General features: G+C 71.0%; 20 protein-coding genes. 7 read left to right on the forward strand and 13 right to left on the reverse strand.

All coding sequences use genetic code 11. The annotated features are described in order from the left end of the window. Window positions 1-10 precede the first annotated feature (10 nt). Together ABGA98_RS33315 and ABGA98_RS33320 are read left to right on the forward strand one after the other, a co-directional pair. On the forward strand, window positions 11-1126 hold the full coding sequence (locus tag ABGA98_RS33315; RefSeq protein WP_132641624.1) for an AAA family ATPase: 1116 nt from the start codon (window positions 11-13) through the stop codon (window positions 1124-1126). Beyond that, on the forward strand, window positions 1123-3897 hold the full coding sequence (locus tag ABGA98_RS33320; RefSeq protein WP_347622387.1) for a DUF5682 family protein: 2775 nt from the start codon (window positions 1123-1125) through the stop codon (window positions 3895-3897). The genes ABGA98_RS33315 and ABGA98_RS33320 overlap by 4 nt, the downstream gene beginning before the upstream one ends. Window positions 3898-4040: 143 nt before the next feature. On the opposite strand, the gene ABGA98_RS33325 is transcribed toward ABGA98_RS33320, so the two are convergent. Both ABGA98_RS33325 and ABGA98_RS33330 read right to left on the reverse strand, forming a co-directional pair. Next, on the reverse strand, window positions 4041-5582 hold the full coding sequence (locus ABGA98_RS33325; RefSeq protein ID WP_347622388.1) for a cytochrome bc complex cytochrome b subunit: 1542 nt from the start codon (window positions 5580-5582) through the stop codon (window positions 4041-4043). Between the two features lie 164 nt (window positions 5583-5746). After that, entirely contained in the window at window positions 5747-6388 is a 642-nt protein-coding gene (locus ABGA98_RS33330) for a hypothetical protein (protein ID WP_347622389.1), read from the reverse strand. Between the two features lie 204 nt (window positions 6389-6592). Here ABGA98_RS33330 and ABGA98_RS33335 point away from each other — a divergent pair, with 204 nt between their 5' ends. After that, a complete protein-coding gene (locus ABGA98_RS33335) occupies window positions 6593-7459 on the forward strand; it encodes a fumarylacetoacetate hydrolase family protein (protein WP_347622390.1) in 867 nt (288 codons plus the stop codon). A 44-nt stretch (window positions 7460-7503) separates the two neighbouring features. Here the strand turns inward: ABGA98_RS33335 and ABGA98_RS33340 are convergent, their stop codons facing one another. The 6 genes from ABGA98_RS33340 to ABGA98_RS33365 form a co-directional block, all read right to left on the reverse strand. Beyond that, window positions 7504-8973, reverse strand: a complete 1470-nt coding sequence (locus ABGA98_RS33340; RefSeq protein ID WP_347622391.1) for a sulfatase-like hydrolase/transferase — start codon at window positions 8971-8973, stop codon at window positions 7504-7506. Continuing rightward, window positions 8970-9938 (reverse strand): aliphatic sulfonate ABC transporter substrate-binding protein, encoded by a 969-nt coding sequence (locus ABGA98_RS33345; RefSeq protein WP_347622392.1) that lies wholly within the window; start codon window positions 9936-9938, stop codon window positions 8970-8972. The genes ABGA98_RS33340 and ABGA98_RS33345 overlap by 4 nt, the downstream gene beginning before the upstream one ends. A gap of 65 nt (window positions 9939-10003) precedes the next feature. Next, the gene (locus ABGA98_RS33350) at window positions 10004-10777 is read right to left on the reverse strand and encodes an ABC transporter ATP-binding protein (protein ID WP_347622393.1); all 774 of its coding nucleotides are present in this window, start codon (window positions 10775-10777) and stop codon (window positions 10004-10006) included. Continuing rightward, entirely contained in the window at window positions 10774-11583 is an 810-nt protein-coding gene (locus tag ABGA98_RS33355; protein ID WP_347622394.1) for an ABC transporter permease, read from the reverse strand. Before ABGA98_RS33355 ends, ABGA98_RS33350 begins: the two co-directional genes overlap by 4 nt. Continuing rightward, entirely contained in the window at window positions 11580-12875 is a 1296-nt protein-coding gene (locus tag ABGA98_RS33360) for an ROK family protein (RefSeq protein ID WP_347622395.1), read from the reverse strand. Before ABGA98_RS33360 ends, ABGA98_RS33355 begins: the two co-directional genes overlap by 4 nt. A gap of 205 nt (window positions 12876-13080) precedes the next feature. Beyond that, window positions 13081-13413 carry a putative quinol monooxygenase gene (locus ABGA98_RS33365; RefSeq protein ID WP_347622396.1) on the reverse strand — a complete coding sequence of 111 codons (333 nt, stop codon included), beginning with the start codon at window positions 13411-13413 and terminating at the stop codon, window positions 13081-13083. Between the two features lie 255 nt (window positions 13414-13668). Here ABGA98_RS33365 and ABGA98_RS33370 point away from each other — a divergent pair, with 255 nt between their 5' ends. From ABGA98_RS33370 to ABGA98_RS33380, 3 genes are read left to right on the forward strand one after another with little or no spacing between them, the layout of a single operon-like run. After that, entirely contained in the window at window positions 13669-14001 is a 333-nt protein-coding gene (locus ABGA98_RS33370) for a YciI family protein (RefSeq protein WP_347622397.1), read from the forward strand. Then, entirely contained in the window at window positions 13998-15278 is a 1281-nt protein-coding gene (locus ABGA98_RS33375; RefSeq protein ID WP_347622398.1) for a sigma-70 family RNA polymerase sigma factor, read from the forward strand. The genes ABGA98_RS33370 and ABGA98_RS33375 overlap by 4 nt, the downstream gene beginning before the upstream one ends. Before the next feature lie 2 nt (window positions 15279-15280). Continuing rightward, window positions 15281-16051 carry an alpha/beta hydrolase gene (locus tag ABGA98_RS33380; protein WP_347622399.1) on the forward strand — a complete coding sequence of 257 codons (771 nt, stop codon included), beginning with the start codon at window positions 15281-15283 and terminating at the stop codon, window positions 16049-16051. A 57-nt stretch (window positions 16052-16108) separates the two neighbouring features. Here the strand turns inward: ABGA98_RS33380 and ABGA98_RS33385 are convergent, their stop codons facing one another. Then, window positions 16109-16537: a hypothetical protein gene (locus tag ABGA98_RS33385; RefSeq protein WP_347622400.1), complete on the reverse strand. Its 429-nt coding sequence runs from the start codon at window positions 16535-16537 to the stop codon at window positions 16109-16111. Window positions 16538-16722: 185 nt separating this feature from the next. Continuing rightward, the gene (locus ABGA98_RS33390) at window positions 16723-17991 is read right to left on the reverse strand and encodes a serine hydrolase domain-containing protein (protein WP_347622401.1); all 1269 of its coding nucleotides are present in this window, start codon (window positions 17989-17991) and stop codon (window positions 16723-16725) included. A 169-nt stretch (window positions 17992-18160) separates the two neighbouring features. On the opposite strand from ABGA98_RS33390, the gene ABGA98_RS33395 reads away from it, so the two are divergent. Further along, a complete protein-coding gene (locus tag ABGA98_RS33395) occupies window positions 18161-18325 on the forward strand; it encodes a hypothetical protein (RefSeq protein WP_347622402.1) in 165 nt (54 codons plus the stop codon). Between the two features lie 6 nt (window positions 18326-18331). Here the strand turns inward: ABGA98_RS33395 and ABGA98_RS33400 are convergent, their stop codons facing one another. Genes ABGA98_RS33400 through ABGA98_RS33410 form a run of 3 tightly spaced genes read right to left on the reverse strand, consistent with a single transcriptional unit; the run spans window position 18332 to window position 20522 of the window. After that, window positions 18332-19069, reverse strand: a complete 738-nt coding sequence (locus ABGA98_RS33400; protein WP_347622403.1) for a hypothetical protein — start codon at window positions 19067-19069, stop codon at window positions 18332-18334. Between the two features lie 52 nt (window positions 19070-19121). After that, entirely contained in the window at window positions 19122-20249 is a 1128-nt protein-coding gene (locus ABGA98_RS33405) for a hypothetical protein (RefSeq protein WP_347622404.1), read from the reverse strand. Continuing rightward, the gene (locus ABGA98_RS33410; protein WP_347622405.1) at window positions 20250-20522 is read right to left on the reverse strand and encodes a hypothetical protein; all 273 of its coding nucleotides are present in this window, start codon (window positions 20520-20522) and stop codon (window positions 20250-20252) included. Window positions 20523-20529 lie beyond the last annotated feature (7 nt).

Below are 20529 nucleotides of genomic sequence, written 5' to 3' on the forward strand. Positions count from 1 at the left end.
AGACCCCCGAATGAGTGACGATATGCTGCGCGCCCCCGCAGAGGTGAAATACGCCGAGGAGCTCGACTGGCTGGAGTCGGTCGACGACGGTCCCAAGCCGTTCTCGTGGCGGCTCAGCCCGCGCATGATCCGGCTGTTCATCCTCGGCTCCGAGCGCTCCGACGGGCTCGACCGGGAGATCGCGCAGAAGTGGTTCGGCGACCGCAGCTTCGTCGAGCGCAGCATCGTGACCCTGGCCTCCGACCGGGGCCTGCTGCTGATCGGCGACCCGGGCACGGGCAAGAGCTGGCTGGCCGAGCTGCTGTCGGCGGCCATCTGCCGCAACTCCACGCTCGTGGTCCAGGGCACCGCCGGCACCACGGAGGACCACATCAAATACTCGTGGAACGTGTCCATGGTCATCGCCAAGGGTCAGTCCCGCGACTCGATGATCCCCTCGCCGATCATGACGGCGATGGAGCAGGGCGTGATCGGCCGCTTCGAGGAGCTGACCCGCTCCACCAGCGACGTGCAGGACGCGCTCATCTCGATCCTGTCGGAGAAATACGTCTCCATCCCCGAGCTCGACGACGACAACATCGTCTTCGCGCAGCCCGGGTTCTCCATCATCGCCACCGCCAACAGCCGCGACCGGGGCGTCAACGACCTGTCGTCCGCGCTCAAGCGCCGCTTCAACTTCGTGCGCATCCCCGTCGTGACCAACAAGAAGAGCGAGGCGGAGATCGTCCGCTTCCGCACGGAAGAGCTGCTGCGCCGTCACCGGATCGAGCTGGACCTGCCGCCCACGCTGCTCGACATCCTCCTGCAGAGCTTCGCCGACCTGCGCTCCGCCGCGGCCTCGGCCACCAGCGACGACGAGAAGCTGGAGTCGGCGCTGTCGACGGCCGAGCAGATCGGCGTGCTGGAGGACGCCATCCTGCACAGCCACTTCTTCGGCGACCGCACGCTGCGCGCGCAGACGCTCGCCGGCTCGCTGGTCGGTTCGCTGGCCCGGCGCAGCCCCGAAGACCTGGCGATCCTGAACAAATACTGGCACGGCGTCGTCGAGCCCCGCAGCAAGAAGGACGGCGGGCAGTGGCCCGAGTTCCTCGAGGGCGGCCGCGAGGCCATCGCCACGCTCTCATGATCGACGAGACGAGCACCTTCGGCTCGCTCCGCGAGCAGCTGCTCGACGCCGCCGCGGCGTTCGCCGACAGCCCCGTGGCCGTGTCCGGCATCCTGGCGGGGCTGGTCGACGACGTCGACAGGGCGCTGCGCGAGAAGCTGGAGATCTTCCCGGTCTGCCACCACTCGCCGGCCTCGGCGCTGGCGATGGTGCGGCGGCTGCGCGAGAAGCAACCGAAGGTCATCTACCTGGAGCTGTGCGAGGACCTGCAGCCGCTCCTGACCGAGTTGCGCAACTGCCGGCTGCCGGTGGCGGTGCAGGCGTTCGCGACCGACCTCGACGGCTTTCCGAAGTCGTGGGCGCCGCTCAGCGTGGTGGCGCCGATCACCGAGGCGTCGGCCGAATACCAGGCCATCGCCTACGCCCTCGAAACGCCCGGCGTCGAGCTGGTGCTGGTCGACCGCTCGACCGACCACGTCTTCCAGTGGGCCCCGAAGGAGGAGGCCAAGGAGCGCAAAGAAGAGGCCGGCCTGCACGGCGACGCGGTGGGCGTCGAGATCGGCGACCTGCGCCCGCGCTTCGCCGAGCTGGAGGAGCACCTGCTGCACCACGGCAAGGTGCGCCACTGGTCGGAGTGGTGGGACCAATACGTCGAGCAGCCGCTCTCGGGGGCCGACTACGACACCTACCGCCAGGTCATGGTGCTGATCGGCAGCCTGTTCCGCCGGCTCACCCCCGACGGTGACCGGCTGGCCGTCGACGAGGACCGCGAGCGCTACATGTGGACCCGCATGCGCGAGCACCTGGCCGCCAGTGGCGCCGACCCCGGCGACTGCCTCTACGTCTGCGGCGCCTTCCACGCCGCCAGCCGCGTCGAGGAGTTCGGCCTCGACTCCACGGCCACGTTCGAGATCAGCCCGCGCACCGGCACGACATGGCTGTACGGGCTCATCCCCTCCAGCCACTCCGCCATCGAGGCCCAGTTCGGGCTGGCACCGGGGTCGGTGTCGATCGCGGCGGCGACCTGGGCCAAGGCGGTCACCCGCACCAAACTGACCCCGTTCCAGCTGGCCGGCCAGAAGGGCACGCGCACACGCGCCGGAGCTCGCGGGACCCGGGCCAAGCTGCCGCCGCCGAAGGCCGACGCCGCGCCGGCCGACCGGCTGACCGGGTTCCTGTCCCGGCCGCCCGCCCTCGACGCGCTCGACGAGGCCGAGCTGCTCGGCTGGTGCGTCGACATCGTCAGGCTGGCCCGGCGCAACGGCTACCTGGCCAGCACGGCCGACGCCATCGCCGTGTTCGAGACGTCGATCCTGCTGGCCGGGCTGCGCAACAGGGCCAGGCCCACCCCCTACGACTTCCAGGACGCGGCCGTCACCTGCATCGAGAAGGACGTCGTGCCGGGCCGCCGCGACGTGCGCCGCCTGTGCGAGATCCTGCTCGGCGGCGACCGCGTCGGGGAGGTGGGCTACGACGCCCTGCCGCCGCTGGCCAGGAACGTCTATGACCGGCTTGCGCCGCTCGGCCTCGACCTGGGCAAACGCACGATCCAGCGGGCGCTGATCGACCTCGACGCCCACCCCGGGCTGGTGCCCTGCTCCGACCTGCTCTGGATGTTGCGCTATCTCCTCCCTGACGACGCCGTACGCCCCATCATGGGCGAGCGCAGGCTGGGGGAGCGGTCGATCCAGGAGAGCTGGGACCTCGCGTTCGGCAAACACCAGCGCTCCATCATCGAGCTCGGCTACGAGGGCGTCACCATCGAGCAGGTGCTGGAGCAGCGGCTGCGGCGCTCCGTGTGGGACCCCAAGGCCACCGCGGCCGTCGCGCTGGCGGCGGTCGAGGACGCGGTGCTCTTCCTGGGCAGCCGGCGCTTCGCCGACGAGCTGGGGGCGCGCGCCGTCGAGCTGCTCGCGGCCGAGCGCGGCGTCGACGACGCGCCGGAGGTGCTGCGCAGGATCCGGCGGCTGCTGGCGTACTACCGCGCCAACGAGCCCGAGCTGCCGGCCTGGTGCGAGGCGTTCGTGACCGCCGGCTACGCGCACTACTGCACGCTGTTGCCGACGGCCTTCGTGGACGACGACACCGGCGTGCGGCAGGTGGGCGCCATGCTGGGGTTCCTGTTCACGATGGAGAGTCTCGCGCTGGCGCTCGGCTGCGACCGGGCGCAGCTGGAGCTGGCCGTGCAGCAGTCGCATCCGGAGGCCCCGGCCAAGGTGGCGCTGCTGTGGGCGGCGCACACGCAGCTCGGGCTGCTCACGATGGCCGACCTACGGGCTCGCTGCGACGAACTGCTCGCCAACCCGCTGGTCATCCCGTCGGTCCCGCAGTACATCATGGGGTTCGTGCAGGCGATGGAGCCCGCTCCCGCGCTGTCCGGGTTCGTGGTCGAGGTGATCTCCAAGGCGTTCGGGCGGCTGCCCGACAGCGTGCTGCTGCCGTGGTTGCCCAAGCTGATCACCACGTTGCGCGCCGGGGCGGCCGAGCTGGTGCCGGTGCTCGTCCGGGAAGCCGGCCGTACGTTTCCCGGCTCGTTGCCGGCGGTGGACTCCTGGACGCCGCCGTGGTCGGCCCAGCCCAAGCCCGCCGCCGGCGCGCCCGTGGCGTCCGGGCCGGTGGCGGAGCTGCTCATGGGGCATCCGGCGGCCTGCGACGGGGTGGCGGCGCTGCTCGGGTGCGAGGGCGAGTGGCGCGACCCCGGCTCGGGTGGCGGTCGCGCGGCCCCGGAGGTGACCGCCCTCCTGGCCGCCCATCCCGAACCCGCCCTGGCCGTCGCGGGGCTGCTCGCCTGACGCCTCGGGGCGCTTCCCCGTGCGGGAACGCCGCGCACCGTCCATGGCGGCCGTGGACGGCTGCGGCGCAGGTCGTGGCGCAGGGTCGCGGTGCCTCCGCTGTCGCCCCGTGAGCCGCCCCGGCCGCGTGTCGAGTGGCCGCTTCAGCGGTTCCAGGAACGCTGGAGGGCGTCGCGGACCCTGCGCCCGGCGGGCGGCGGCACCTCGCCGTTCCCCGGCCTCTTCCCGCCGTCGCCCGAGCCGTTTCCACTGGGCAGGGCGGGCAGCGCGGCGGGTACGAGCACCGCGGTCTCCTCCTCGGTGACCGGGCGCTCGATCTCGCTGTACGCGCCGTCGTGGCCGCGTACGATGACCCCGGTCTCCACGCCGTGGGTGACGGTGTGCCGGTCGCGCGCCAGCAGCCCCAGGGCGATGCGCCGGGTGATCACGTAGCCCAGCACGGGGGCGGCGACGATCGCGACGCGGAAGATCCACGTGGTGGCGTTCAGCGAGATGTGGAACGTCGAGGCGATCACGTCGTTGCCGCCGGCCAGCCAGAGCACGCCGTAGTAGGCGATCCCGGCGACGCCGAGGCCGGCGCGTACGGGCACGTCCCTCGGCCGGTCGAGGAGATGGTGGATGGCGTGGTCACGGGTGATCCACCGTTCCAGGAACGGGTAGAGCGCCAGCGCCGTGAACAGCAGCCCCGGCGCCACCAGGGCCGGGATGAGCACGCTCATGGGCACCGTGTGCCCGAAGACCGTGAACTCCCACGGCGGCATGATGCGCAGCGCGCCCTCCAGGAAGCCCATGTACCAGTCGGGCTGCGAGCCCGCGCTGATCGTGCTCGGCAGGTACGGGCCGTACAGCCAGATGGGGTTGATCTGGAACAGCGTCGCCAGCAGCGTGATCACCGCCAGCACCCACAGGAAGAACACCGTCGTCTTCGCCAGGAACGTGGGGAAGAACGGCGCGCCGCGCACCACCCGGTTGCTCAGCCCTTTCGCCCTGAACTGCGTGTGCGTCTGCCGCCAGGTCAGCACGATCGCGTGCAGCGGGATGAGCAGGAGCAGCAGCGCGGGGAACAGCAGCACGTGGAGGCTGTACAGCCGGGAGACGATGTCCCCGCCGGGGAACTCCCCGCCGAACAGGAACATGGCGAGATACGTGCCCACCAGCGGCACCGAGATCGTGACCCCGTGCAGGATGCGCAGACCGGCGCCCGACAGCAGGTCGTCGGGCAGCGAGTAGCCGAACAGCCCGTTCAGCATCACCAGGCCGAACAGGGCCACGCCGATCAGCCAGTTCAGGTCGCGGGGCTTGCGGAAGGCGCCGGTGAAGAAGTTGCGCAGCATGTGGGCGACGATGGCGGCGAGGAAGACCAGCGTGCCCCAATGGTGCATCTGCCGCATCAGCAGTCCGCCGCGCACGTCGAAGCTGATCTCCAACGTGGAGGCGTACGCCTCGCTCATCGCGACGCCCTGCAGCGGCACGTACGAACCGTCGTAGACCACCTCCTGCATGCTCGGTTTGTAGAAGAACGTGAGGAAGACACCCGTGAGCAGCACGACCACGAACGCGTAGAGGGCGATCTCCCCGAGCAGGAACGTCCAGTGGTCGGGGAAGACCTTCCGCATCGCCTTCTTCAGGAAGCCGGCCCCGCCGATCCGGTCGTCGAGTGCTCCGGCCAGTGAGCTGCCCTTCATCGTCAATCCGCCTATGTCTCGATTGGCTCGTCACCTATAAGACGGGGAAGACCCGGAAAATGTGACACCAGGCACCTCGGGGAAGCTGCGGTTCGGCAACGGGCCGACGCCGTGGGCGAAGTCGTGGGAGGACTGGCTGGCCGGCAGCGTGCTCGGCGCCTCGATCAACGGCTGACGCCGGCCTCCGGGCAGGCAACCATGCCGGGGACGGGGTGTGCGGCCCTGACGTGGGCCTCGGAGATGTATCCCCACCCGCCGTGCGCCCACGGCTCGTCGGCCACGGTGCGGTACCAATGCCCGTCGCCCGTCTCGACCACGCACAGGAAGACGTCGGGGCCCTGCCGGTCGAGCCGCCCGACCTTCGCGGTCGCCGCGCCGGGCCCGGCGTGCACCGTGCCTCCGGCGTTCGCGCAGGCGAAGCCTGTCTCCCAGGTCACCCCGAGGTCCGGGTCCTCGACCGGCGGCTTGATGGACGTGCGGGGATCGGCCTTCGCGCACGCGGGCGCCTCGCCCGGGGACACGGGCGCGAGGACCAGGAAGCCGGTCACGACGACGGCGGCCAGTGACACGGCCGCCGCCCGCACCGGCCCGCCGAACCACCGCGACGGAGCGGCCAGGAGCAGACCGGCGTGCACGGCCAGCACCGCCGCGAGCGCGCCCCACGACCACGGATTGCCCAGGTTGCCGGTGGCCAGGTTGCCCGTCACACCCGTCGCGGCCGGGAAGAGCAGGCCGGCGGCCCGCTTGAGCGACCGGCCCCGCGCTCCGGGCCCCTCCCGTGCGCCGAGCGCGCCGTCCTGTGTCACTGGTCACCGCCATCGATCCGTACGGTCCGACGTCACGTAGCGTACCTGGTCGACTACGGTTAGTGCGGTCCCTTCTGTGCGGTGTTCGCCCGGCGATGCCGTCGGGCCCCGAAACCGGGCGGACAAATACCCTCACTTGACTGGATAGGGGACAATTCATCGGATGACATTTTCGCCCCTCGTCTGATGGAGCTAGGAGCAGGCATGCAGATCGTACGGTTCACCAGCCCTCTGACCGGCGCGGACGCGGTCGGCGTCGACGACGGTGAACAGGTGGTGGAGCTGTCCGGGGTCACCACCGTCAGCGAACTGCTCGGGCTCCCGGCCGCCGAGTTCCGCGCGCGGTGCGAGGGCGCCGACGGCCCCCGCCACGCCTACGCGGACGTGCGGATCCTGCCTCCGGTGGACGGCCGGATGGAGGTGTGGGCCGCGGGCGTGACCTACCGGCGCTCGCGCGAGGCCAGGGTCGTCGAGAGCGAGCGCGCCGCCGACGTGTACGAGCTGGTCTACGACGCGGAAAGACCCGAGCTTTTCTTCAAGTCGGCGGCGTGGAAGGTCTCCGGGCACGGTGGGCGCATCGCGGCGCGCGCCGACTCGGAGATCGACGTGCCGGAGCCCGAGCTCGGGCTGGTGCTCAACGCCTCAGGGGAGATCGTCGGCTACACGGTGGTCGACGACGTGAGCTCGCGCACCATCGAGGGCGTCAACCCGCTCTACCTGCCGCAGGCGAAGATCTATCTGGGCGCGTGCGCGGTGGGCCCGGCGATCAGGCCCGCGTGGGAGGTCGCCGACCCGTACGCGCTGGACATCACGCTCTCCATCACCAGGGGCGGCGAGACGGTGTGGGACGGCAAGGCGAACACCTCGCAGCTCAACCGGCGCCTCGACGACCTGGCGGCCTACCTGTTCCGCGCCGACGTCTTCCCCGACGGCGCGGTGCTGGCGACCGGCACCTGCCTGGTCCCCGACCTGCCGTTCACGCTGCAGGAGGGCGACACGGTGAGCATCGCCGTCTCCGAGGTCGGCACGCTGACGACCAGCGTGGTCAGGGGCCTGGACGCCATGCGCTGACCTCCTCCTACGCCGCCCCGCCCGGTCACGGGGCGGCGTGACTCTCAGCCCGCGCTGCCCTCCTTCTCGAAGGAGCTCAGCGTGGGGTCGTAGTCGAGGGCGCCGATGTCGTACATCGGGGTCATCCAGTGGTAGAAGTTGTCGCCGCGCTCGCGCAGCAGGTCGTACAGGCGGCGCATCATGCGGCGGCGGACCGGGGCCAGCTCCTGATGGGTGTAGCGGTTGCTCAGCTCATGCGGGTCGGCGTGCAGGTCGTACAGCTCGTTGACCGACTCCGGGTTGACGACCAGCTTGTAACGGTCGTCGCGGATCATCCGCTGCGGGTACGGGAAGTGGTGGCCGTGGAACTCGGCGAGCAGTTCGCCCGGCCATGCCGGGTGCTCGCCGCGGACGATCGGCGCCAGGCTGCGGCTGTCCACGGCCGGCTTCGTGTCGCAGCCGGCCAGCTCCAGGATCGTCGCGGTGCAGTCGGTGAGCGTGACGAACTCGTCCCTGACCTGCGGCTGCTCGCCGGGAATGCGGATGATACCGGGGATGCGGTAGATGTCCTCGTACATCGCGGGGCCCTTGTCGTGCAGCCGGTGCGCCCCGGTGAACTCGCCGTGGTCGGCGGTGAAGAACACCGCCGTCTGCTCGGTCAGCCCCAGCTCGTCCATCCGGTCGAGGATCCGGCCGATCTGCTGGTCGATCAGCGTGACATAACCCCAGTAGACCGCGATCAGTTTGCGGGTGACCTCGATGGGGATCGTGTCGAACGTCCAGTGCGCACTGTAGTTGCGCTGCACCGGCGGCTTGCCCTCGAACGTCTCCGCGATCGACGGCGGCAGCTCCACCAGGCTCGGGTCGTACATGTCGAAGTACTCGTCCGGCAGCAGGTACGGCAGGTGCGGCCCGAAGAAGTGCGTGGCCAGGAAGAACGGCCGCCCGTCCGCGGCGTAGCGCTCCATGTGCTCGATCGCCCTGGTCGCCAGGTAGTGCTCGAACGTCGCCTCCACCGGCTGGTGCAGCCGCGCCGCCAGCAGGTTGCCCTGGTTGCCGTTGGGCGTGGTGCCCCGGATCAACTCCGAGATCCGGTACGGCGGCAACCCCCGCTCCTCCAGGTACGCCAGGTAGTCGGGGTGGTCGACCGGGTTGTGCCAGCCGGGCAGGTCGGGGCCGTCGAAGCCGTAGGAGGCGGCGTTGCGGCTGGTGCCGCCGTGCCACTTGCCGATCAGCCCGAGCTGGTAGCCACGCTCCTGCAGCGCCTCGGGGAAGGTGAACGCGTCCTCCCGCAGGTCCTCCAGGTAGCCGACGTTGCGCTCGTAGTTCGCCAGCAGCCGGTGCCGGAACGGCGCCTGCCCGGTGAGCAGGCTCGCCCGCGCCGGCGTGCAGATGGCCGTCGGCGTGTAGAACCGGTCGAACCGCGTGCCGGTCGCGGCCAGCCGGTCCAGGTTCGGCGTGGCCACGTGCGGGTTGCCGTAGCAGCCCAGGGTGTCGACGCGGTGCTGGTCGGTCATCAGGAACAGCAGGTTCACTTGGAGTAGGCCTCCGTGTAGAGGTCGCCGGTGTAGTAGGTCGCGGGATCCGGGCGGGACTTCAGCTGGCCGGTGCTGACGAAGAAGTCGCTCAGGCTGTTCAGCCACGTGGCGACCGTTCCGTCCTTGGTCTTGGCGACCAGGTCGGAGGTGCTCATGACCTGCACGTTCGCCGCGTCGGCCTTGACCTTGGCCACGTCGAGCTTGAGCAGCGCGGCCGCCTCGGTGATCGCTTCCTCGGGGTGTGCCGCCCGCCAGTCGTTGGCTTCCTGCAGCACCTTGATCACCTTTCGGGTGACCTCCTGGTCCACGCCGGTGCCGCCGACGAACGCGGTCGGGAACGAACTGTCAGGGAACTCCTTGGTGCTGGCCAGCTCCACCGTGCCCGGCACTTTCTGCTTGATCGTGTCGATCAGGGGGTACCAGATCCCGGCGCCGTCGATCTGCCCGGCCGAGAACGCCGAGACGACCGTGGCCGGGTCCATGGGGATCTTCTGGACGTCCTCGGCGGTCATGCCCGCCTTCCCCAGCGCCAGGTTGAGCACCATGTCGCCGGACGTGCCCTCGGGCACGCCGACCTTCTTGCCCTTGAGGTCCTGCATGGTCTTGACGCCCGGCCGCCCGATGACGCGGTCGGCGTACGCGAGCGTGTTGATCGCGACGACCTTGGCCTTGCCGGTGGCGGGCAGCCACATGGCCCCCGGGCCGATGTAGCCGAAGTCGAGGTCGCCGGAGCCGAGCGCCTGGATCTGCAGCGGTCCGTTGGTGAAGACCTTGATGTCGGGGGTGAGGCCCTGCTTGTCCCACAGGCCCTGCTTGTCGGCGATGGCGAGCAGGCTCGCGCCGTTGTAGTCGCTGATGTAGCCGAACCTGACCGTGGAGCCGTCGTCGCCGCAGGCGGTCACGGAGAGTGTCAACAGGCTCACCGCCGAGGCGGCCGTCAGGGCGCGGCGAAGAGTACGCATGGCGGATCAGTCCTTTCCGGGAGGTGTCTGCGGGCCGGGGCCCCTGGGTGGGGGCAGGGTGGGGGTCAGGCCGCGGCCGGGGCCTGGTGGTAGACGGCGTGCCAGACCTCGTTGCGGATCCGTCCGAACTCGGGCGACAGCCGCATCTCCTCCGTCCTGGGGTACGGCAGGTCCACGTCGATGATCTGCTGGATGCGGCCGGGCCTGGCGGCCATGACGATGACCCGGCTGGCCAGGTAGACGGCCTCGTCCACGTCGTGGGTGATGAACATGACCGTGCGCTGCTCCTGGCTCCAGGTGTCCAGCAGCTGGTCCTGCAACTGCACCCTGGTCAGCGCGTCGAGCGCGCCGAACGGCTCGTCCATGAGCAGCACCTGCGGGTTCACCGCGTACGCGCGGGCGATCGCGCAGCGCTGCTTCATGCCGCCGGACAGCGTCTTGGGCAGCGCGTCGGCGAAGTCGGACAACCCGACCAGCTCGATCGCCCGCTCGGCCCGCCGCCGTCGCTCCGCGGCCGGGATGTCGGCCAGCTTCAGCCCGAACTCGACGTTGTTGCGCACCGTCAGCCACGGGAACAGCGCGTACTGCTGGAAGATCACCCCCCGGTCGGGCCCCGGGCCGGTGACCGGCACGCCGTCCACGAGCACCTCGCCCGAGGTCGGCTCGACCAGCCCGGCGGCCATGCTCATCAGGGTGCTCTTGCCGCAGCCCGACGGGCCCACGACCGTGACGAACTCGCGGTCGGCGATGTCCAGCGACACCCGGTCGAGCGCGGTGAACGTGCCGTCCTTGATCGGGTAGGTCTTGACCACGTCGGTGAAGGAGATCTTGGTGTTCATCTGCGCTCCTGCCAGTCGGTGAGGCGCCGCTCGGCCAGCAGCAGCAGCCGGTCCATCAGCAGGCCCAGCAGGCCGATCGCGATCAGCCCCACGAAGATCGTGGACAGGTCGTAGTAGAGCTGGGCCTGCTGCATGCGGAAGCCGAGGCCCTCCTGGGCCGCGATCAGCTCGGCGGCGACCAGCGTGCCCCAGGCCGAGCCGAGACCGACCCGCATGCCGACCAGGATGAACGGCGTGGAGGCCGGCACCACGACCTTGAGGAAGATGGTCCGGTCCGAGGCGCCGAGCACGCGGGCCGCGTTGATGAGGGTCCTGTCCACGTCCACCACGCCTTGGAACGTCGCCACGACGCTGGACAGGAACGACGCCAGGAAGATCACGAAGATCTTCGGCACCTCGCCGATGCCCATGAGCACGATCGCCAGCGGAATGATCGCCAGCGGCGGGATGGTGCGGAAGAACTGCACGTACGGCTCCAGCAGGCCACGCGCGGTGGCGTACCAGCCCATGAGGAAGCCGATCGGGACGGCCAGCAGGGTGCCGAGCAGGAAGCCCAGCAGCACTCTGCGCAGGCTGGCCAGCGCGTCGTCCAGCAGGGTGCCGTCGGCGATCAGCTCGCCCGCCTTGGCCGCCACCTGCAGGGGGCCGGGCAGGCCCTGCACCCCGATCGACGCCAGCAGCGTCCAGACGAGCAGGCCGATGACGACCGCGATCAGATTGAGTGCGATGGCGCGCCGCGGGCGTCTGGCACCGCGCCGTGCGGCCGGGGCCGCCGGCGACTTGCCCAGCGCCGTGAGCTGGGTCATGGGTTCTCCTTCGCCGGTCTCGTGCCGGGCTGGGTCGTCGGGGGGTCCTCCGCGAGCTCCGGGCCGGCCGGATAGCGCGAGAGCAGCGGGGACTCGTGCAGTACCAGGGCGATGCCGCCGAGGGCGCCGGCGACCTCGCCGAGGGTGGCGCGGCGCAGGCTCACCCGGTGCCGGGAGATCGGCATGACGTGGGCGCGCAACTCCCGCTCGATCGGGTCCATCAGCGCGCTCCCGGCCTCCGCCAGCTCGCCGCCGACCACGATCACGCTGGGGCCGATCGCGTTGCACAGGGCGGCGAGCACGCCGCCGACACCGGCGCCCACGCCGTCCAGCACGGCCAGCGCCGCCGCGTCGCCCGCCCTGGCCGCCTTGGCCAGTTCGGGCACATCGCCGGCGCGCCCGCCGGCGGCGCGGTAGGCGTCGAGCACGGCCCTGATCGAGGCGATGGTCTCCAGGCAGCCGGTGCCGCCGCAGTCGCAGCGGGCGCCGTCCTGGTCGACGGTGATGTGGCCGAACTCGCCGGACAGGCCGTACGCGCCGCGGTGCAGCGACCCGCCGACCACCAGCCCGCCGCCGACGCCGTGGGACAGCCGCAGGTACAGCACGTCCCGTACGCCGGCCGCGGCGCCCCAGATCGCCTCGCCCAGCGCGGCGAGCCTGGTGTTGTTGTCCAGCAGCACCGGAACGCCGAACCGCTCGCGCAGCAGCACCTGCGCCGGATGCGGCCCGGCCGGCTCCCTGGCGCCGTCCTCCTCGGGGTCCTGAACCGGGTCAACGGCTGCGTCAACGGCCGGGTCACCGGCTGCGTCACCGACCGGGTCACCGACCGGGCCGACCACGCCGACGCCGATCGCGCTGAGCGCTCCCAGGCTGAGGGTGCCGCCGGTGAGCGAGCCGACGAGCCGGCCGGCCAGCTCGACCCGCTGCTCCCACGGCAGGTCGGCGTCGTGCGGCTCGCTGGCCGAGCCGACGATCTCGTGCGCCAGGTTGATGGCCGCGACGTGCAGCCCGCGCCGGGCGAAGTCGATGCCGATCGCCTGGCCGGCGTCCGGGTTGAGGGTCAGGGTCTCGGCCGGCCTGCCGCGCCCGCGCGGCGTCTCCCGCTCGCTCGCGGTGACGACCGCGCCGCCGGCCACGAGCTCGGCGAGGATGTCGTACAGGGTGGTGCGGGACAGCCCGCAGCGCCTGCCGAGTTCGCCGCGGCTGAGCGGGCCGTGCTTGCGCAGCAGCCCGAGCACGAGCTCCTCGTGCCCGCGCCGGAGCTGTGACAGGGGGCCACCGGGTTGTGACATACGGCAGAGTCTGCCTACTCACCATCTTTTTCGTCAATAACCCGGAAAAATCCGTCCTTCAGTCACGCTCGCTGCGCTGACCTGCGAAGACGCGGGCGCGAGAGGGCCCGAGGGCAGGCTATAACGTTCACGTAACGGCCCTCGGCGCCGCGTGAACGCGAGGGGCGGCGGACCGCCGGGGGAGGGCAGGGGCGGCGCGGCTGAGTCAGTCGCGGGAGGGCACGGCCATCTCGCCGAGCTCGGACCAGTCGTCCTGCGGGACGGTGGTGTTGACGATGCGCGGGGTCTCGGCGAGGTGGGGCGGCAGCGTCTGCCGGGCCTGCCGGAAGTGCTCCGAGCCCACGTGGTCCGCGCCGGCCTGGTCGTCGCGGAACGCCTCGACCAGGACGTATTCGGTGGGGTCGTCGAGGCTGCGTGACCAGTCGAACCACAGGCAGCCGGGCTCGGCGCGGGTCGCCTCGGTGAACTCCGCGGTGATCTCCGGCCAGCGGTCGGCGTGTTCGGGCAGGACGCGGAACTTGGCGGTAATGAAGATCATCTGACTGCTCCAACGGTCGGCGGCGCCACGGGCCGAGCCTATCGGCTGGTGTGGGACAGCTGGGAGGACGACGCCCTCCTGCGCACCGCACAGGCGGCGGCCGCGCCCACGGCAGGCGGCACGAGGACCTGCTCGTCATTGTGCGCGCCTGCCACCGCAGGGGGTTCGAACGCGGGTGCGGAGCCCGGTACGCTGCACCGGCTCGTCGAGGCCACCGACTGTCTCCGCGGCGAGCGCCGGGCCTAGGCTCGGGGCATGAAGTTCCTGTTGCTCATCTGCGGAGATCAGCAGGCCCACGAGGCGATGCTGGCCGATCCGGACTTCCTGCCCGACTGCAAGGCGTGGGCCGAGGCGCAGGGGGACCGGTTGCTGCAGACCGGTGGTCTGGAGGCGCCGGCGGAGGCCACCACGGTCCGGGCGCGTGACGGTGAGGTCCTGCTCACCGACGGCCCGTTCGTCGAGGCCAAGGAGGTCGTGGCCGGGTTCAGCATGATCGAGTGCGCCACGAGGGAGCAGGCGCTCGAAGCGGCCATGGCACATCCCGTCGCGCGGCACGGCACGATCGAGGTGCGGGCGCTGCTGCCGTGAACGTCCGCGAGACGGTCGACGCGCTGTTCCGGGAGGAATGGGGGCAGATCATCGCGACGCTCATCCGGACGACCGGCGACTGGGACCTGGCGGAGGAGTGCGCTCAGGACGCCTTCACCCAGGCGCTCCAGCGGTGGCCGGCCGACGGTGTGCCGCCCGCGCCCGGCGCCTGGCTCACCACCACCGCCCGCAACCGGGCGATCGACCGTCTCCGCAGGGCCGCCGTGGGCGCGGCCAAGCTGCGCGAGCTGGCGGCGGCCTGGCCCCCGCGGCCTGATGACGGCGAGGAGGTGTTCGGCGACGATCGGCTGCGGCTCATGTTCACCGGCTGCCATCCCGCCCTGCCGTTCGAGGCGCGGGTGGCGCTGACGCTGCGCACCCTGGCCGGGCTGACCACGGCCGAGATCGCCCGCGCCTTCCTGGTCCCCGAGGCCACGATGTCCAAGCGGCTCACCCGGGCCAAGGCCAGGATCCGCGACTCGGGCATCCCCTTCGAGGTGCCGGACGCGGCGGAGCTGCCCGGCCGGCTCACCACGGTGCTCGGCGTGCTCTACCTGCTGTTCAACGAGGGGTACGCGGCCGCCGCCGGTGACGACCTGATCCGGCGGAGCCTGTCCGACGAGGCGATCAGGCTGGGGCGGATGCTCGTCTCGCTGCTGCCCGGCGAGCCGGAGGCGGCCGGCCTGCTGGCGCTGATGGTGCTGCACGACGCCCGGCGCCCGGCCCGGCTCGACGCGGGCGAACTGGTGCCGCTCGAAGAGCAGGACCGCTCCCTGTGGCAACACGAGCGGATCGGCGAGGCGGTCACCATGCTGGAGCGCGTGCTGCGTCAGGGCCGTGCGGGGCCGTACCAGATCCAGGCCGCGATCGCCGCCTGCCACGCGAGCGCCGACTCCTTCGAACGCACGCCGTGGGCCGAGATCGCGGCGCTCTACGGGCGGCTGGAGGCGCTCGTGCCGTCCCCTGTCGTCCGGCTGAACCGGGCGGTCGCCGTGGGGATGGGCGAGCCGGCGCGCGGGCTGGCCCTCGTCGAGGCGCTCGCGCCCGAGTTGGGCGGCTACCACCTGCTGCCCGCCGCCCGCGCCGACCTCCTGCGCCGCCTGGGCCGCCGTGCCGAGGCGGCCGCCGCCTACCGCGAGGCCCTGCCGCTGGCCCCGACCGAGCCGGAACGCCGCTACCTCGCCCGGCGTCTCGCCGAGATTTCTCCTGGCGAGGTGTCCGCCGGGGCGCCCGCCGTTCGTGGGAAGGGCGAAACGGACCACGGGAAAGGGTGGTGACCATGACCTTCACACGTTCCGCCGACGGAACCGAGATCGTTTTCGACCGGCTGGGCTCGGGCAGCCCGGTCGTCCTGGTGAGCGGCGCCTCCTGCGCCAGGGGCGTCCACGCGCCGCTGGCCGAGCTGCTGGCGGACGGGCACACGGTGTTCAGCTACGACCGGCGGGGGCGGGGCGACAGCGGCGACACCCCGCCGTACGACGTGCGGCGCGAGATCGAGGACCTCGCCGCGGTGATCGACGCGGCGGGCGGCCCGGCGGCCGTGTTCGGCAACTCCTCCGGCGCGGTGCTGGCGCTGCGCGCGGCGGCCGAAGGGCTGCCGATCACCCGGCTCGCCCTGTGGGAGCCGCCGTTCCAGCTCGACGCCGGTGCGCCCGAGCGGGCCCGCGCGTACGCCGCCGAGCTGGCCGCCTGCCTGGCCGACGGCCGTCGCGGGGACGCCATGGCGCTCTTCCTGAGCTCCGTGGGCATGCCGCCGGGCATGATCGGCCAGATGCGGCAGGCGCCCATGTGGGCGTCGATGGAGGCGATCGCCCCGACCCTCGCCTACGACGCCGCGATCATGGGTGACGGCCGCCCGCCGGCCGAGCTGGCCGGCGTCAAGGCGCCTGCCCTGATCCTGACCGGTTCCGAGACCGGCGCGTGGAGCCTGGCCGCGGCCGAGACGCTGGTGGACCTCCTGCCGTCCCCCCGGCACACGGTGCTGCAGGGTCAGGACCACAACGTCTCGTGGGAGGTGCTGGCCCCGCACCTCCGGTCCTTCCTCTCCTGACATGGCCGAGGCCCGGCGGGTGGCCGCCGGGCCTCGGTGATCGCGCGGTGGTGGTGTCTAGTAGATGCGGTACTTGCGGCCGCAGTTGTCGAACTTGCCCGCCCAGCAGGTGAACGTGTAGGCCTTCTTGACGCCCCGCCCGCTCCAGCTGCCGGCGACCCTGCCGTCCCAGGCCTTGTTGAACTTCTTCCAGTGGCCGTTCTGGTAGACCTCGAACCAGACCCAGGCCTTCTTGCCGCCGCGCTTGTCGACGCCGTACCACTTCGTGTGGACCTTGCCGTGCTGCTTCCAGGTCTTCCCGAACGTGTACGCCTTGCGGTCGCTGGAGAAGAACTTGCCCCAGCTGCCGCCGTAGGAGGCGGTGGCGGTGGTCGACGCGGTGGTCGTCGCGGTGGACTGCGTGGCCGCCTGGGCGGCGGGGGTGAGAGCGATGCCGGTGACGGCCATCGAGCCGGCCAGACTCGCGATCGCAAGGGTCTTACGCATTGGGTTCCCTCCCCGTGTCGGTGTGCCGGTCGTTCCCGGCATCAGAGACATTACGGAGACTCGCCGCGATCATCTGTGGACAAATCCACACATGAAGCGTGTGTGGACAAATCCACAGATGAAGCACCCCGCGTAGGCCTGGCCGCCCCCGCCTGCCCGCCGCCGGCCGCGGCGGCGACGGGCGGTCAGCGCTTGACGGCCATCCGGCTCGTCGGGAGCGGCACGAACGGCTTCTTCTCCGACTTCGCGGTCGCGCCGCCCTTCCCGCACAGCGCGAAGATCAGGTGGTTCGCCATCGCGGTGTCGATCTCGCTGGGCTCCAGCTGGCCGTCATCGCCGATCTTCTGGTACTTCATGAGGTTCATGCCGAACGAGATCTGGCGGTTGCCGTCCGGGCTGGACAACGACTGGGCGCCCATGCCGAATACGGCTCCGTCGTGCCCCCAGAACCGGCCGCACGGCAGGTCGGCGGCGTAGAGGCCGAGGCCGTAGGGCAGGTATCCGCCGCCCGCGTTCACGGGCACCGTCTTCTGCATCTCGGCCAGTTGCTCCGCGCCGATCAGCCGCCCGCGCAGCAGCTCCCGGTAGAACCGGTTGAGGTCGTCCATCGTGGACACCACGTCACCGGCGGTGCGCACGTAGGACATGTCGTAGACGCTGTAGTCGCGCGGCGGGTCGATCAGCCCGTACCACGACTCGTACGCCTTCGAGTGGGCCCCGGGGATGCGCGGTGTGCGCGGGTAGGACGTGTGCCGCAGGCCCGCCTTGCGGATCACGTTGCGCGTGATGTGGCGCTCGGCGTTCTCGCCGGTGACCTTCTCCAGCAGCAGCCCGATGAGTACGTAGTTGGTGTTGGAGTAGGAGCCCGGCGTCGCGCCCGGCTCACCCGTCGGGGTGCCCTCCAGGCCCATCTTCACCAGCTCCGCAGGCTTGATCTTACGGAAGCGGTGCTCGTCCAGGCTGCTGGTCCTGCCCTCCAGCAGCGAGGGGAACGCCGGAGCGATGTAATCGGCGATGTGGCTGGTGTGGTTGAGCAACATCCGTACGGTGATCTTCTCGCCGCGCCCGCCCGGAACGAGGCCGGGCAGGTAGCGGCCGATGGGGGCGTCCAGTTCGACGGTGCCGCGCGCCACCTGCTGCAGCACGGCCACGGACGCGAAGGTCTTGGAGATGCTGCCGACCCGGTGCGTCATCCTCGGGTTCATCGGCCGCCTGGTGGTCACGTCGGCGACGCCGGTGGCGCCCTGCCACGTCTGGTTCCCTTCGCGGACCGTCGAGAGCATGCCGTACATCCCCGCCTTGTGCGCGGCGTCCAGCGACTGCTGCAGCGCCTGCCGGTCGAGCGCGGGCTCCTGAGCGGCCGCCGCCGTGCCCGGGGCCATGAGGGTGGCCGTGGTGAGCAGTGCGGCTGCGGCGGCCTGCCGCCTGGTGTGTCGCATTCGAGGGGAGATCATGACCGATATCTTGATGTATCCGGGCAGGTGGTCGGCAGTCAGCGGAGTCACCGCCTCGATATGACACGCGTCATCTCGGCGCCATGACATCGGCCCTGGCTCTCCCTCCACGAGGCGCCGGGGCGGTTGGCGGCAGGCGCGGAGACGGGGGAGCGGGCATGATCGCGGCATGGGGTACGACGAGCTGCTCCGGGAGGCGCTGGCCACGCCGTTCGAGGGCTGGGACTTCGCCGTGTTCGATGGCCGCATGACGACGGCGGGTGACCTGCGCGGCCGCCCGCTACGGGCGACCGCGCGCCGTTTCGCGCTGGTCGCCCGCCACCACAGGCGGTGAGGTCGATCAGTAGGTCCAGGCCTGGCGGAGTTCGGCCTGCCAGCCGTTGTTCGGGAAGTAGTTGTGGATGATGAACGCCGGCCCCATGCCCTTGGCGAAGATGTTGTCCCGCTGGTGCCGCAGCTCCAATGGCCCGCCGACGTCGCCGTTGCCCCGGTTGTTGTCCTTCCAGATCTCGAACTGCTTGATGCAGGTCCGGCCCGTGAAGTACTTGTTGGCGCACGTGGGCCCGGACGGCGGGAACCACACCTGCTTGTGGTAGAAGTCCACGTCGGTGCCGCCGGGGATGAGGATCTTCCCCCAGGCCTCGAGGCAGTACGCCTCCGGCTGGATGGTCCACTTCACATAGTGCTGCTTGCCGTCGAGCGACAGCAGCGGCTTCATGTTCTTGCAGTTGACGTCGCCGATCTGCTCCTTGGTGACGCGCTGCTTGAGCATGCCTTCGTTGTTGCCGTAGCCGTCGAGCTTCACCCAGTCGCCGACGCGCTCGAACTTCTCGTAGTTGGCCGGCGGCCACTTGGCCGGGTCGCCCCACCTGATGTACGAGACGTTGCCGCCCTTCGGCTCCCATGCCCACTGGTTGCGCCACGAGCCCGACCAGAACTGGCCGGCGCTCCTGTCGAACATGCGGGAGAAATCGCCGTACGTGCCCAGACCGGCGGCGTGCGCGGGTGCGGCGCCGGCGACGAACACCATGGCCAGCGCCACCACGGCCGTCGCGGACTTTCTGATAGCGGAGAACATTCGGCCGACGCTAGCGGTCATCCCTGACGGGAGGTCCCACTTCAAGAAACGGCTAATTGTCAAAGCGGGGTGGGGGCGCCGACGGGGCGAAGGGCACCACCACCCTGAGCCCCACGCTGGGTGTGAAGCCCAGCAGCGAGCTCTGCGCCATCGGCGGGAGGCGCTTGAACCAGGTGGGCGACGGCACACCCCACTGGCCCGGACGCGGGTTGAACGCCCGTCCCACCACGCCGTTGAACCCGCCCGCGATCCCGCTGAACAGCGCCACGTCGCCGAAGGTGGCGCTCCACGACTTGCCCTCGATCCTGGCGTTCCAGAAGGCGGGAACGCCGCCCGCGAGCGCGCCCATGGCGACGTTGTTGGCGAACGGCCGTCTGGAGGCCAGGCCCGTGAAGGAGCGGGTCTGGCTGAGAGGACCGGTGAGGCCGGCGACGGTGGAGGCGTTGGCGGTCTGGGCCAGCGAGAGGATGGAGACGTCGAAGGGGTTCTGGCCGAAGACGCCCCTCGCGACGCCGCCCGCGAGCATGTTGCCGCCGAACGACCAGCCGTAGATCTGCCCGTACTTGCGCAGCGAGGCGAGCGCGGTGGCGCGGAAGCCCTGCCCGCCGTACATCGCGAGCCCGCGTACCAGTTTCGATCTGCCGACGGTGGCGAACGTGCGCATGGCCGCGGCGGCGGCGGCGCGCACGGCGGAGAATCGGCTGAGAATGCCCTTGGCGACCGACGCGCCGCGGGCGGCGGTGGCGGCGCTCGACGCCCACACCGCGTACGTGCTCAGGCCCGCCGCGGCGAGCGAGGCGAGCGCACCCGCGGAGACGGAGACGATCAGTGACGTGATGAGCTCGTTGAGCGCCTTCCTGGTCTGCCGGGACGACTCCACGGCCTGGTGCAGCACCGCCGCGGCGTTCTCGAGGTGAGCGGCCGCCTCCTGCCTGTACTCGGGGGCCAGCTGCTCACGCCACTTCTCGCGGAACGTGTCGGCGTCGTCGCCGGCCCAGCCGTCGAGGGTCCGGGGCACGGCATCGAGGGACGGTTCCAGCTCTTCGATGGTGCTCCTGAGCCGGCGGCAGGCGGCGGCCATCTCCGTCAACCGCCGCTCCTGTTCCTCCCCGCCGATGGACGCCACCGCGTTGGTCAGCGTCTTGACCAGGTCCAGGACCGGGTCGAAGGGGCCCGCCACTCAGAGACCTCCCATCGTGCGCGCGGTCTCGCGCAGCCCGGCGGCACTGTCATCAAGCTTGTCGGCCAGGTCGAAGGTGAAGGCGAGCAGTTCCTCGTGGAAGCTCTTGTACGACGCGGCGAGTTCGTCCGCGCCCCGCTCCACGAGACCGAAGCAGCCGTCGGTGGGTGCTGCGCCGCTCTCGAACAGGCGCGCTTCCGCGGTCAGGGCGAGCGCGGCCTCGTGACAGAGGTCGCCGGCGGTCAGCAGCGTTTCCGGCTCGATCCGGATCATCGTGCTC

Origin of the sequence: Nonomuraea sp. B1E8, from assembly GCF_039871515.1 — a bacterium.
In the GTDB taxonomy this organism is placed as follows: domain Bacteria; phylum Actinomycetota; class Actinomycetes; order Streptosporangiales; family Streptosporangiaceae; genus Nonomuraea.